Genomic DNA, 13,411 nt, shown 5'->3' on the forward strand with positions numbered 1-13,411 from the left:
TACAGGTGTATATTTATACGCCGATTATTGCTGTGCTCAGATTGCAATTAACCGTGGACAGAAATGAAGAATGCTAAAACTGGGCTTTAGGACAGGGGGGGCTATAACCTTATGAGACGAGTGGGAACACTTGGCTTGGTGGCAGCGCTTGCCGCTATCTTGGTATCGCCGCTGCCGGCGCACGCCGAAGACGCATCGGGTGCCGTTACCTACAATGCGGGAATGGGGTATTCCTTTGAGAAGCTCTCGCATCCTTCGGTAGGAACGTCGCAGCCGGATGGCATCGTCGACTACCAGGGTAACGGTGCCGTTGCCGTTCCGGGCGCCGACGGTAACACGGCCAACAACGAAGGCGATCGCGGCCAGAGCTACACTTGGGCGGCCGCGAGCTATGGTGACTGGCTTTATGTGGGCACCTGCTATGCGGCGATGGGCAACACGCTGACGCTCATGAACAGCACGCTGGGCGATTCCTTTGATGTCGAAACCATGCGCCTGACGCTGGAGGCCATGTTTAACGGTACCTTCTTCTATGGACAGCAGAAGGAGGACGGCACGGCCGACAAGGACAGCGGCGGCATCTTGGTCAAGATCAATACCAAGACCGGTGAGACCAAGCTGCTACTCTCTGAATCGCTCAACGGCGTCGCTCCTTTGTTCCGCAATGCCGTGAGCTATAAGGGTAAGCTCTATTTCTGCGGCAGCGTCAGGACCAATGGCGGCAAAGGCGGCCTGCCTGCTGTATACGAGATCGATCCTAAGACGGATGAGTACAAAGTTGTCTATCAAGGCCTTTCGAGCATGCAGGATTACGGTGCTGCCTACAAGCAGGGCATTTCTACCGGTATCCGCGGCATGTGCGTCCATGATGGCCAGCTCGTCATCAGTAATGTGGGTAAAGACGCGAACGGTAATTTTGTGTCGACAATCCTGACGTCGTCTGACCCCTCGAAGGGCCAGGACAGCTTCACCGAGATTGCCAACTCGGAGACGCTGTTTGGCTATCCGGCGATTCGCTATAAGGACAGCATCTACGGCGGCGCCATTTGGGATATGGTCTCGTACAATGGCCATCTCTATGCGACCATCTGCACCGGTACGCCCGAGAACGCTCCCGATGATAATTCCATGCAGTCGTTTGCCATGGTCCGTGGCGACAAGAATGCCGACGGCAGCTATTCGTGGACTCCCATTGTCGGCGATCAGAAGACGGACGGTGCAAAGTACTGCTTTGGCATCGATCCTGCCCGTACCCGTTCTGGCGCTGCCAACCTCATCGTCTACAACGACTACCTCTATATCGGTGAATACAACGACGAGGAGATTGCCCTCGAGCGCATCCTGTTCAACAAATCCAACACCGAAGAGGGCGGTAAGAGCGGCATGGGCGGCGTTGACTGCTCGTTTGTGAATGCCAATCTTGAGCAGTCGGTTAACATCTATCGCATGGACAAGGACGAGAACATGGAGCTCGTCGTTGGCGATCGCACCGACATGTTCCCCGAGGGCGGTATTTCCGGCCTGACTTCGGGCTTTGGCCGAAACGAGAACCAGTACATTTGGCGCATGCAGAAGTTCGACGGCAAGCTGTATATCGGTACCTTTGATACCGCGAGCCTGCTTGAGCCGATCGGCCAGTTCTCCAATGGCGACATTATCGATATGACGCCCGAGGAGTGGGACTCTCAGGTTCAGCGCCTTAGGGACCTGCTCGATCACCTGCTCGACAAGAAATCGCCTGACGACCCCATCGTTCCCGTGAACACGCTTGCGGACGATGATTCAAACGAGGCCGTCGAGGTCGATGATTCGAACGAAGCTGCCGAGGTTGATGATTCAAACAAGGCCGTCGATGTCGATGACGAGAAGACCGAGGTTGCTAAGGGCTTTGGCGATCTGAGCGATGCGCTGGAGGATGCCGCGGGCGGTCTTTGCGATCAGGCCGCGACGATGTCCCAGGACTTTGAGGACGACGCCGCTTATGTCCAGAAGATCGATGGCGAGATCGCGTACTTCAAGTCCTTTGCCGACCAGTATCAGGACATGCTCGATAGCTATGAGAGCCTTAAGCAGCAGTACGAGGATGCCTATGGCACCGAGCTGCCGAGCGATATTCAGGATGCGCTCGATAAGCTGCTGAGCGAGGAGAACCTCAAGAAGTTGCAGAGTGTTCTTACGTGCATGTGTTACCTGCGCGATGCCGAGCGCGGCTTTGATATGTATGTGACCGAGGACGGCGTGAACTTTACGACGCTGACGACTAATGGCTTTAACGATCCGTATAACCATGGTCTGCGCACCTTTGCGGTGACCAACCAGGGTCTGTGCCTTGGTACCGCCAACCCGTTCTATGGTTGCCAGGTCTGGATCCAGCGCAAGGAGAATTCGGAGAATCCGGTTGATCCCGGTACTCCGGATCCGACGGAACCCACCGATCCTTCGCAGCCGGGTGGCGGCGATCAGCCTGGTGGCAGCCAGACGGGCGGCAACGACCAGTCGAGCAGCACCACGACCACCGTCACGACGACCGCTAAGAAGACTCCGAAGGACGGCTTGCTGCCTCGCGCTGGCGACTCGACCCTCGCGCTGGTCTTGGGATTGCTGGTTGCAGCTGCCGCAGTGCTTGGCATTGCTCTCGTTTTGCGCAAGCGTTCTCGTCGCTAGGCTCGACCACGCAGCTCGATGCCTTGGATATCGTCGAAGTTGATGGCGATATCCCTGAGTTTGAGCAGCTTGAATGCGGGTAATACTTCGTCGAGAATGCCCGTGCGGCTACGATAGCCGTACATATCGTAATAGGTGACGCGCACCAGGTCGCCGCGTTTGAGGCCCTCGAGCTTTTCCGAAAGCTCGAGGGCCTTTTCTTCCGTGAGTTCGCATTTTGGCTCGGCGGTGATCTCTTGTTTACGCACGAGTTCGTAGTATCCCGTGAGGGCGGCAAAGGGCATAAACTGCGCGGCACGGCCGGCACGGACGGCGCCGTTGGCGGTGAGCTTTGAGTCGGCGGAGCGACGTCTTCCCTCGGGGTCCGCTAGGCGTTCAAAGGGTGTCGGTGGCCGCATCGGCTGTTGTTGGGATTTAGGCACGATGTCCTCCTACCTGATCGTTGCGTTCGCGTGCGGTGGCGCCGGCGGTAAAGCTCAGCCCCTTGACGAGCGCGTTCTTGCCGTACTTGCCTTTTACGGCCAGGACGGCGCGCGCCAGGTCGCGCTCACGCTCATCGGCCTTAACATCGCTAAACAGATCGATGGTGGCAAATTCCTCGGGCATGAGGTTGCCAAATCCCAGGTTGATGCGCTTGACCGGTCGTTTGGGATCGACAGTCTGCGCCCAGAGCTCATCGAAATAGCCCATGATCTTCTTAAACGAATTGGTGCGCTCGGGCAGCTTGCGGGATGCATTGGAATGTGCGAACAGCGCAGCATAGCCACCACGCGGTTTGCCGCCGTGCTCTCCCACAAAGATGCCGTCGATTGCCTGTGCTTCGCGCACCAGGCGGTGCCGTTCGTCATCGCGCTGGACGGGCTTGGGAGCACGGGGCGCGAGCTCGGGGCCGGCGGTTGCGGTGGGTTCGATGCTCGACGTACTCGAGCGCAGGTGTCCGCATCCGTCCACATATTGTGCAGTACCGCTGGCATCAAGCCTGCGTATGTCAGCGCGCTCGCTCGCGTAGCCCACAAAGAGCGAGATACTGTCGCAGACCACGTGCTTATCGACCAAGTCCAACACGGCGTTGTCGACCATCTCGCGCAAGACGGTGTAGGCCTGCTCGTAGGCATAACCCTTCGAGAGCACCTGTCCTGTGGTGGTCGAAGTTGCTTGCGGGCGATAGGCTTGGATATCGGCGATGGTTGTCGGCTCGCGCCCAAAGGCGTGGTCGATGAGATATTCGGCATTGACGCCGAGCTCGTCGTAGAGCAGGTTCTCGTCGAGCGCGGCGACGCCCATCAGGTCGTAGACGCCATACTTTTCGAGTCGTGCTGCCACGCCGGGGCCGATGCCCCAGATATCGGTGATGGGACGATGGGGCCAGATCTCTTTGCGAAAGGTCTCGTCGTCGAGTATGCCGATGCGGCTGGGTACGTGCTTGGCGGTGATATCGAGCGCTACCTTGGCCTGGAATAGGTTGGGGCCGATGCCGACCGTTGCCGTGATGCCGGTGCGCGCGAGGACCTCATCGCGCAACATGCAGGCAAAGCCTTTGGCATTGGTATGGTAGAGGTCTAGATAGGGCGTCACGTCGATAAAGCATTCGTCGATTGAATAGACGTGAATGTCTTGCGGGCTCACGTATTCCAGATAGATGCCGTAGATTTGCGCCGACACTTCCATGTAGTGCTGCATGCGCGGTACGGCTTTGATGTAGTCGATGCCGTCGGGAATCTCAAACAGACGGCAGCGATTGTGAATCCCTAAGTCCTTCATGGCCTGTGTGATGGCGAGGCAGATGGTCGTGCGCCCGCGCGATTCGTCGGCAACGACCAGGTTGGTGGTGAGCGGGTTGAGTCCGCGGTCGACGCACTCGACGCTAGCGTAAAACGTCTTGAGGTCGATGCAGATATAGGTGTGACGCTCGTGCCCCACGCGTCCTCCCATCAAACACATGTTCTTATCGAATATCTGTTCGATAATACCCGCTCGTCCGGACGTCGTCAAAACCTGTCAAAAAGGGACTGGTTTGTTTTGGTAGGTATGGTCGTGCGGTTGGATCTGGTTTTAACGCAGCTCTAAAGAGTGCGAAACAGCTCGGAAAACCTCGCTTCGTAGCATGAGCCTAACGATTGATACCGCCTACGCGCACGGAAGGGTTGTGGGAAAGATGGTCAATTATGGGTTTGGTATGCCGACGCGCCTTGTTGCGGATGGAGACGTGGCTCGCTGGTGCGGACGATTGGTCGCTCACTACGGTGGCACCAAGGCGCTGGTCGTGTTGGGCGGTGACAAGCATACGCGCGATGAGCTTGTCTCGGCGGCACTTGGCTCGCTTGATCGAGCCCTACTCGAGCGTGTGCTTTTCCGCTGCGGCTCGGTTGGGGGCGACGGGGGAGACGAACTGATCGACGAAGCCGTGGCCCTGGCGACCGACGAAGGCGTGGACTTTGTCCTGGCGATTGGCGATGCCGATACTGCCGGCTTTGCGCGCGAGCTCGCGCGTCGCATGGCGGCGCTCGATGCCGGCGAAGACGGCTTTGTGCCTTATGGATGCATTGTCTCGGAGGGCAAGGTGCCTGCTGTCGTGGGCACCGGCGAGGTTCCCGTTTTTGCCATTATCGCGCCCGATCTGCTGGAGGGCATCGGGTCTCCTCTGCGTGAGTTACTCGGCAGCGTCTGCGCCGCGGCCTAATATTTGCCATAAAAGGACGGGTTATTTTTGGTTGGTAAAGCGTTTGACCTGCCAAAATAAGCCTGTCCCTTTTTGATCGGTTGCCGTTTGGGGGCCGATTGGCAACGCTCGCTGATTGTAGTCTTGACCTGCGCTAGAATAGTGGCATCTGAATGTCCGGGCGCATGGAGGCGTGCGCCCGTATGCTGAGGAGGACTCTATGGCAACTGTTGCCGCACCTATCGATGCTACGTCGACTGCCGCTTGGAAGGCGCTCGAGGCTCATCAGGAGAAGCTCGAGGCCGAAGGTATCGACCTCAAGGCCTGGTTCGCTGCTGACGCCGACCGCGTGAACAAGCTGAGCTTTGACGCCGGTGACCTGCACTTCGATCTGTCGAAGAACCTGGTGACCGATGAGACCGTCAAGCTGCTGTGCGATCTTGCCCGCGAGGTGAAGCTCGAGGAGCGCCGCGACGCCATGTTCTCTGGCGAGCACATCAACACTACCGAGGACCGCGCTGTCCTGCACACCGCGCTGCGCCGCCCGGCAAGCGAGAAGGGCCAGCTCATCGTCGACGGCCAGGACGTCGTCGCCGACGTGCACGAGGTCCTCGACCGCATGTATGCCTTCGCCGAGCGCGTGCGCTCCGGTGAGTGGAAGGGCGTTACCGGCAAGAAGATCGAGCATCTGGTGTCCATCGGCATCGGCGGCTCCGACCTGGGCCCGGTCATGGCCTACGAGGCTCTGCGTCCCTATGCCGACGCCGGTATCGACTGCCGCTACATCTCCAACATCGACCCCAACGACCAGGCCGAGAAGCTCAAGGGCCTGGATCCCGAGACCACGCTCGTAATCATCGTCTCCAAGACCTTCACCACGCTCGAGACCCTCACCAACGCCCGCGAGGTCAAGACCTGGATGCTCGAGCAGCTCAAGGCTCAGGGCGCCATCGACGGCTCCGATGAGCAGAACGCCGAGGCCGTGGCAAAGCACTTCGTCGCCGTTTCCACCGCACTCGAGAAGGTCGAGGCCTTCGGTATCGACCCCGCCAACGCCTTCGGCTTCTGGAACTGGGTCGGCGGCCGCTACTCCGTCGACTCCGCCGTGGGCCTGTCGCTGATCGTCGTGCTCGGCCCCGAGCGCTTCCAGCAGTTCCTCGAAGGCTTCCACGCCATCGACGAGTACTTCTGCAACACGCCGCTCGAGAACAACGCCGTCGCGCTGATGGGCCTGCTCAATGTCTGGTACGTCAACTTCTTCGGTTCCAAGAGCCACGCCGTGCTTCCGTACTGCCAGTATCTGCACCGCTTCCCGGCCTACCTGCAGCAGCTCACCATGGAGTCCAACGGCAAGCACGTCCGCTGGGACGGCAGCGCTGTGACCTCCGATACCGGTGAGATCTTCTGGGGCGAGCCCGGCACCAACGGCCAGCATGCCTTCTATCAGCTGCTGCACCAGGGCACTGTGGTGGTCCCGGCCGACTTTATCGCTTTCGCCAACACTGCCAACCCTGCGACCGACAGCGGCCAGGATGTCCACGAGCTGTTCCTGGGCAACTTCCTGGCCCAGACCAAGGCGCTCGCCTTTGGTAAGACGGCCGATGAGGTTCGTGCCGAGGGCACGCCCGAGCAGATCGTCCCGGCCCGCTGCTTTGAGGGTAACCGTCCGACGACCTCGATCTTTGGCGACACGCTGACCCCGTTCGCACTCGGCGAGCTCATCGCACTGTACGAGCACATCACGTTTGTCGAGGGCACGGTCTGGGGCATCGACTCCTACGACCAGTGGGGCGTTGAGCTGGGCAAGCAGCTTGCCAAGCAGATTACCCCGGCCTTCCACGACGACGCCGCCAAGGCCGAGCAGGACGCTTCGACCCAGGCGCTTATCGAGTTCTATCGCGCTCACCGTAAGTAGCCGCTGCTGTTAACGCATCGCGCCTTATAGTCAGGGGCCCGTATCCTATCGGATGCGGGCCCCTTTGCTTTGCCGTGGTCCCGGGGCGCACGGCCTTTGTGGAACATCGCCGGGGCGCCGCGCGCTGCGAGAACCCTGCGCCTAGATCTTGGCCTCCGCATGGCCTCGCTGCGCCTCGGGCAGCTCCCCATAGAGCGGATGGTCTTCGAGCCTAAAGCGCTCGACCTGTTCGGGAGTGCGACCGCGTACAAAGAGCCACGAGCGATCGATCGGCGTCGCCATGAGCGTGCTGAGCAGCGCGTCGGCGCGGTCGGAAAATACCCGGGCACTCTCGGGATCCTGGAACGCCAGCACCAGATGCGTGTCGCAGTTGCCCATGATGGAGCGTGCGCGCGCCTCGCCATAGAGCGCATCGAGCTGGTTGGTCGACTGCAGCAGCAGCGTTGCCCAGATGTTGCGGCTTCGGATAATCGAGAGCACGTTGTCGATCTGGGGGATCTGCAGATTTGCGAAGTCATCGAGCATAAAGCGCACGGGCACGGGCAGGCTGCCGTCGGGCTGCCTATCGGCCTCACGAATGAGGCCCATAAACGCCTGCGAAATAAAGAGGCCGGTCAGCGGATCGAGATTGCGGTCAATATCGCTCACGGTTACAAATAGGGCGCAGGGGGTGTGTCCCATGGAAGCGAAGTCCACCTGATGGCACTCACGATAGAGCTGTGCTGCACCGTCGAATCCCAGACACATGACCTTTTCGGCAAGGATGCCGACGATGCTCGCGTGCATGCGCTCGGCATTTTGCGTAATGGCGTAGCGCCGCCATAGCGAGAGGGCATAGCTTTGGGGGTCGATCGTGATCAGGTCGTCAAACAATCGACCCGTGGCACCGTCCTGCAGGTGCTCGATCAGCTTGATGACCGAGCTGATCGTCTGCTCGTCGGCGGGTAGCTGTTCGGTGACGTAGGCGATAAGACACGACAGCAGGTTTGCCGCCGCATGATCCCAAAAAGGCTGGTTGTTGTCCTCGATGGGGCAGATGGCCTTTGCCACCGAGAGGATGTCCTGCTGGTTGGGCCTGCCGTCCGCCTTGCGGCGAATGTGCCTCAGGGGGTTGTAGCCGCAGCGCTCGATGCCGGGCGCAAGGGCCGGGACGGTGTTGAGGTCGGCGAAGTTGAGACATTGCACGCGGTAACCGTGGGCTGCCAGCACGGGTCCCACTTCGCGACAGAGCGTGCCTTTGGTGTCGAGCACGATGTAGCTTGCGTTCATTTGCAGCAGGTTGGGCTTGAGGACGTTTCGGGTCTTGCCGGCTCCCGAGGGGCCGATCACAAGTGCATTGTTGTTGAGTCCCGTTTGGCGGGTGTCGCAGGAAAGCGTTCGATCCTTGGCGAGGATGGTGGACGATGCGGACTCAGATGCGGCGAGGCGGCTGGCGAGGTTAGACATGGGCGACCTCCTTGGTGGTCGAGAGGATTTCGTGGGCAAAGCCGAGCTCGACGGCGCGCTCGGCCGAAAGGTAGGTGTCTTTTGCAGTGAGGGACTGGATGCGCTTGGGCGTGAGGCCGCTGCGGTCCGAGAGGATTTGCGTGAGGGTCTTGCGGGTCTGCATGAGACGCCGGCTGGTTTCCTGCAGCGCAAGTGCCGAGCCGCCTGCCCCCTGGGGGATCAGCGGGTCGTGAATCATGAGCTCTGCATGGGGCGCCATACGGCGATCGTCGCCGCCCATAAAGATCACAGCGCCCATGGACGCGGCGAATTCCAGGCAGACGGTGCGGATGGGGCACGATGCGAGGCGCATGGCGTCATAGATCGCAAGACCCGATCGCACGCTTCCGCCGGCGCTGGCGACAAATATGGTGATGGGGCGGCTGGGGTCGGTGGCATCGAGCAGGCGGATCTGCTGGCATAGGTCGTGGGCCATCGGGGTTTCGATGTTTCCCATGACGGAGAGCTCGCGACGGGCGAGCATCTCATCGTAAATGCTGGTGAGCGTGATACCTCGGGCGGATTCACGCATGGTGAGGGGGCTGATGATGGGGGAATGATTGGTGTCCATGAGGACTCCTTTCTGTTGGTTGTGTTGTGGAATAGGATTGTTGCCCGCGGAGGGGCTGGCGGGCTACAGGGTTCGTCCGAGCCTGAGATCGAGCTCGGTTGTGGGGCAGGCTGCCTGTTCGTGCGGCTCGCAAGCGCCAAGGGCTCCAAAGCGATGGAGCGTTGCGGCGGGCGTGGTGTAGGCGAGCCGCAGCTGATGCTCGACAGGGGCACATCCGTCATTTTTGTAATGAGCCGCGTAGTACTGCGCGATGCTGGCGTTCATCTCGCTGCCAGTGCGATGGCGCTCAAACTGGCGTCTGCAGGTCTCGATGATCTTTGCTACCAACTTGGGTGCCGTCGCGGGAACAAGGGCGAGATAGCCCTCAAATAGCTCGTTGATGCTCAGGAGGCACAGCAGATCGATCAGCGTCCTTATGGCTGCTCCCTCGGCGGAAAAGTGCGCGGTCATGCGGTTATATCGGTTGCGGTCGACGATGGCCGCATGGGGTCTTGGAGTTTTCTGCCCCGTGGTTCCGGGCTTTTGCCGCGCCTGTGTATTGAGCTCGACGTTGCAGCGCTTGAGGCCGTCCAACGGAAGGAACAGTGCGGTGCGCAGGGTGTTCCGCTTGCTTTCGAGCTCATGACGCTCGTCGGGTTCCCATTCGAGCTTGAGTTTCGTGTCGAGCGCCGTAAGCATATGGGCTAGGCAGCCTACGGTAAGAACGTACGAATCGTTGTCGCGTTTTGGGGCATAGGGGTCTGTCAGCTTGCGAATGTCGGGGTCGCCCATGATCTTTGTGCAGCGCTTCAGCAGTTGAGGCTTGCCGGCCAAGATCGTCGCGAGCGGTAGCGACGCGTAGTTCTTGATGGTCGCGGCGGCAAAGGCGGCGTCATATTCGTTTGCATATGCTCGCTCAATGCGGGCATCCAGAATGCTTTTCTTATCGCCGTCTTCAGCGTGGTGGTTTGTCATAGCTTCTCCAATCGGTTGATGTTCGTGCTGTTTGTTGATGTGTTGGTTGTCGTGAGTGATGTGCTTGCCGTGGGTGATGTGCTGACGTTGGGGTGCTATGCGGTTTTCAATGAGCCCGTGAGGCAGTTGCTGCAGGGGCGGGATGGAACGGCCCATGCAAGGCGGAAGGCATCGTGCTCAAAATCGAGACAGCAATGCCCTGGGTGCCTCACATGTGGCAGTTACCTCATTAAGTTGTCATTGCGTTTGGGGTTGTACTTTGCCGATCTTCTTTCTCTTACACGCTGAAACTCAAACTTCATATGCTCGATCTACTTAATACCGCAACGGCGGTCTTTTATCAACTTATATGTCGGAACGCGTCTTTGCAAGTACTTTTTTGCCTTTGTTTCAAATGGGGTGGTTTTGCAACCGTCATGCGCGCGCTGTGCGAACGTGCCCCGGCTCGGATAAGATAGTGCGCGATAAAAACGATGCAAGGAGGCACATATGGCAATCAAAGCCATCGCAATGGATATCGACGGTACGCTCACCAACGACCAGAAAGTGATTAGCCCGCGTACGCGCGAGAAGCTGCTCGCGGCGCAGGAGTCGGGCATTAAGCTCATTTTGGCTTCGGGCCGTCCCGCATGGGGGCTGCACGCCTTGGCGCAGGAGCTCGACCTCCAAAACCATGACGGTCTGCTAGTCGCCTTTAATGGCGCGCATGTGGTCGACGCTCAGACCGATGAGGTCCTTTTTGACCAGGCCATGCCGGCTGACGAGCTGCATCGCCTGATTGATCACCTGCGTAATTTTGACGTGATCCCTATGATTTCGCTCGGTCGCGATCTGCACGTCGAGGATTCGTACCATTGCATGATCACGCTGCCTGACGGCTCGCAGAAGAATATCGTCAAGTATGAGCGCGATGCGTGCGATCTTAAGATCCGCGAGGTCGAGAGCTTGCATGAGGTTGTGGACGCTTATCCCGTGGACAAGCTGCTGACGGCGGGCGATCCGGCCTACCTGCAGGCGCATTACGAGGAGATGTATGCGCCCTTTAAGCAGACGCTTTCGGGCATGTTTACGGCCGACTGGTATTTTGAGTACACGGCGCCCGGTATCGACAAGGCCCGCGCGCTCGAGGGTGCCCTGCCCAAGCTCGGCATCGATGCCAACGAGGTCGTATCGTTTGGTGACGGCCAGAACGACAAGTCCATGATTGAGTGGGCCGGCACCGGTGTTGCCATGGGCAACGCCGTCGATGAGGTTAAGGCTGTGGCCCAGATGGTGACCGCCAATAACAACGAAGATGGTATTGCGGTGGCGCTGGATAAGCTGCTGGGTTAGAATCGCCGATAGTGCATGGCTCGGGCGTCCGCTTGCGGGCGCCCTTTTGTTAGGGAGGGTGCCGTGTCCGCATTTCCGTTCGACGCCGTTATCTTTGACATGGACGGCGTCATTGTCGATACCGAGTATTACTACCTGGGCGAGACTGCCGCGTTTGCCAAGGAGCTTGGGCTTAACCTGACTCAAGAGGAGTTGAACGGGCAGGTTGGTACCTCGCATCAGTTCTTCCTGCGTATGCTGGTCGATTGGTTTGAGCGCGCCGGGAAGGGGCATTTAACTGGCGAGGAAGCGTTGATCCGTTGGGACGAGTGGGCGCATAAGCGTCCGCGCGACTATCAGGCTTTGATTAACCCAGGCGCCGTGGATACGATTCGAGAGCTGCCGCGCCGTGGCGTTCGCGTGGCGCTTGCCAGCTCGTCTCCCATGGATAGCATCGAGGAAGTGCTCAATGCGTGCGGGCTGTCGGATGCCTTTGAGTATGTGGTGAGCGGCGAGCAGTTTAAGGAGAGCAAGCCCGAGCCCGACATCTACCTGCATGCGCTGGACCTGCTGGGGCTGCCCGCGAATCGCTGCTGCTGCGTTGAGGATTCGGTGCCTGGCATCACTGCCGGCAAGCGAGCCGGCCTGACAGTCATTGCCAAGCGCGAGGAGCGCTTTGGCTTTAGTCAGGATGCCGCGGACAAGATTATCGACCAGCTGCCGGAGCTGCTCACGCTTTCTTAGGAGCGCGGTAGTTGCGCGTTTTTCGGGTCTGATGAGTAAATAGCCAACATTTTGGTGCGACACCTAGCATACTTTAAGCTAATGCGGGCTTAAGGGCTTGTTGAATGCCCTTAAGCCCGTTTTAGAATTAATTGTGCTGGGAGAGGGTATATGCCACCGACTGAAGGGCCAACTGACGGTAAAGCAGCGATACCGCTGTACCAACAGGTTATTGATATCATCAAAAACGAAATCAACTCCGGCGCCTACAAGGCGGGCGCGCGGATACCCAACGAATTCGAATTGGCTGAGAGCTATAAAGTTGGCCGCGTTACCGTGCGACGCGCTATTGAGGAGCTCGTCCAGCAGGGCTATCTAACGAAGCGGCAGGGGAAAGGCACGTTTGTCAATGCCCCCAAGCTTAAGCGCAAGATTCGCCAGAAGGATGACGTCCAGAGTTTTTCGGACGCATGTCGCGTTAACGGAGTGGAACCGGGGGCGTGTGTCATTTCGAGAAAGATACTGCCGGCGGATTCCACCGAAGCACAGTTCTTTGGTGTTTCCGTTGGAACTGACTTGATTTGCGTTGAGCGCGTGCGCACTGCCGATGGCGTCCCTGTCATGCTCGAGAACAACATATATGTTTACGAGGACAACGCCTATCTATCAACGGCACCTCTATCTAACCAATCCATTTTTGAGTTCGTGCGCAACCGGACGGGCCGCACGCCCGCGTTTACCGACCCGTGCACGCTCGAGATCGCGTGCGCGTCGCCCGAGGTCGCTCGACTGTTGGCAGTTCCCGTTGGCGAGCCCTTGTTTTATATGGAAGCCTTCTTTTTCGATGAGCAGCGGCGGCCGTTTATCATCGGTCGTCAGCGGATCGTTGGGTCTCGCTACGTTTTTGACATCTAGGACATTGCGAATGGAAACGCCCGGTGGATCATCTCACCGGGCGTTTCCATACCGTTCACGGCGCAAACGCAACCGTTCAACCGCGTTGCGGCAATCAGTTTGAAATTATCTTGATGAAGGAAAAAGCTGCTGGTAATCTATGGAACGTCATAGAACGTTTGCATTGTGCAAACGTTGAAGCGAGATGCGATGCAGTCTCGAGTTCTTTGGAGGT

At 58.8% G+C, this 13,411-nt stretch carries 11 protein-coding genes; 6 read left to right on the top strand and 5 right to left on the bottom strand.

Features of this window, described 5'->3' with window-relative positions; all coding sequences use genetic code 11:
• The first annotated feature begins 111 nt into the window (after nucleotides 1-111).
• Entirely contained in the window at nucleotides 112-2,664 is a 2,553-nt protein-coding gene (locus AAAX77_RS05805; protein ID WP_349105242.1) for a hypothetical protein, read from the top strand.
• Here AAAX77_RS05805 and AAAX77_RS05810 read toward each other — a convergent pair.
• Together AAAX77_RS05810 and AAAX77_RS05815 are read right to left on the bottom strand one after the other, a co-directional pair.
• Entirely contained in the window at nucleotides 2,661-3,086 is a 426-nt protein-coding gene (locus AAAX77_RS05810; protein ID WP_349105244.1) for a hypothetical protein, read from the bottom strand. The two genes, AAAX77_RS05805 and AAAX77_RS05810, sit on opposite strands and share 4 nt — an antisense overlap.
• Entirely contained in the window at nucleotides 3,079-4,596 is a 1,518-nt protein-coding gene (locus AAAX77_RS05815) for a DNA repair protein (RefSeq protein WP_349105246.1), read from the bottom strand. Before AAAX77_RS05815 ends, AAAX77_RS05810 begins: the two co-directional genes overlap by 8 nt.
• Nucleotides 4,597-4,819: 223 nt before the next feature.
• On the opposite strand from AAAX77_RS05815, the gene AAAX77_RS05820 reads away from it, so the two are divergent.
• Together AAAX77_RS05820 and pgi are read left to right on the top strand one after the other, a co-directional pair.
• Nucleotides 4,820-5,344, top strand: a complete 525-nt coding sequence (locus AAAX77_RS05820; protein ID WP_349105284.1) for an iron-containing alcohol dehydrogenase — start codon at nucleotides 4,820-4,822, stop codon at nucleotides 5,342-5,344.
• A gap of 199 nt (nucleotides 5,345-5,543) precedes the next feature.
• A complete protein-coding gene (pgi, locus tag AAAX77_RS05825; protein ID WP_006234371.1) occupies nucleotides 5,544-7,238 on the top strand; it encodes a glucose-6-phosphate isomerase in 1,695 nt (564 codons plus the stop codon).
• A gap of 141 nt (nucleotides 7,239-7,379) precedes the next feature.
• Here the strand turns inward: pgi and AAAX77_RS05830 are convergent, their stop codons facing one another.
• From AAAX77_RS05830 to AAAX77_RS05840, 3 genes are all read right to left on the bottom strand, one after another.
• Nucleotides 7,380-8,684 (bottom strand): VirD4-like conjugal transfer protein, CD1115 family, encoded by a 1,305-nt coding sequence (locus AAAX77_RS05830; protein ID WP_349105248.1) that lies wholly within the window; start codon nucleotides 8,682-8,684, stop codon nucleotides 7,380-7,382.
• Nucleotides 8,677-9,294, bottom strand: a complete 618-nt coding sequence (locus AAAX77_RS05835; protein ID WP_022094432.1) for an ATP-dependent Clp protease proteolytic subunit — start codon at nucleotides 9,292-9,294, stop codon at nucleotides 8,677-8,679. The genes AAAX77_RS05830 and AAAX77_RS05835 overlap by 8 nt, the downstream gene beginning before the upstream one ends.
• Before the next feature lie 63 nt (nucleotides 9,295-9,357).
• Nucleotides 9,358-10,248 (bottom strand): hypothetical protein, encoded by an 891-nt coding sequence (locus tag AAAX77_RS05840; protein ID WP_349105249.1) that lies wholly within the window; start codon nucleotides 10,246-10,248, stop codon nucleotides 9,358-9,360.
• A 489-nt stretch (nucleotides 10,249-10,737) separates the two neighbouring features.
• Between AAAX77_RS05840 and AAAX77_RS05845 the strand changes: the two genes are divergently transcribed.
• The 3 genes from AAAX77_RS05845 (at nucleotide 10,738) to AAAX77_RS05855 (ending at nucleotide 13,197) form a co-directional block, all read left to right on the top strand.
• The gene (locus AAAX77_RS05845) at nucleotides 10,738-11,580 is read left to right on the top strand and encodes a Cof-type HAD-IIB family hydrolase (RefSeq protein WP_349105251.1); all 843 of its coding nucleotides are present in this window, start codon (nucleotides 10,738-10,740) and stop codon (nucleotides 11,578-11,580) included.
• Nucleotides 11,581-11,643: 63 nt separating this feature from the next.
• Complete coding sequence (locus AAAX77_RS05850; RefSeq protein WP_040358370.1) at nucleotides 11,644-12,303, top strand: HAD family phosphatase; 660 nt, start codon at nucleotides 11,644-11,646, stop codon at nucleotides 12,301-12,303.
• 150 nt (nucleotides 12,304-12,453) lie between these two features.
• Nucleotides 12,454-13,197 carry a GntR family transcriptional regulator gene (locus AAAX77_RS05855; RefSeq protein ID WP_349105253.1) on the top strand — a complete coding sequence of 248 codons (744 nt, stop codon included), beginning with the start codon at nucleotides 12,454-12,456 and terminating at the stop codon, nucleotides 13,195-13,197.
• The last annotated feature ends 214 nt before the right edge of the window (nucleotides 13,198-13,411 follow it).

This window comes from Collinsella sp. CLA-ER-H6 (genome assembly GCF_040092305.1).
GTDB lineage: Bacteria > Actinomycetota > Coriobacteriia > Coriobacteriales > Coriobacteriaceae > Collinsella.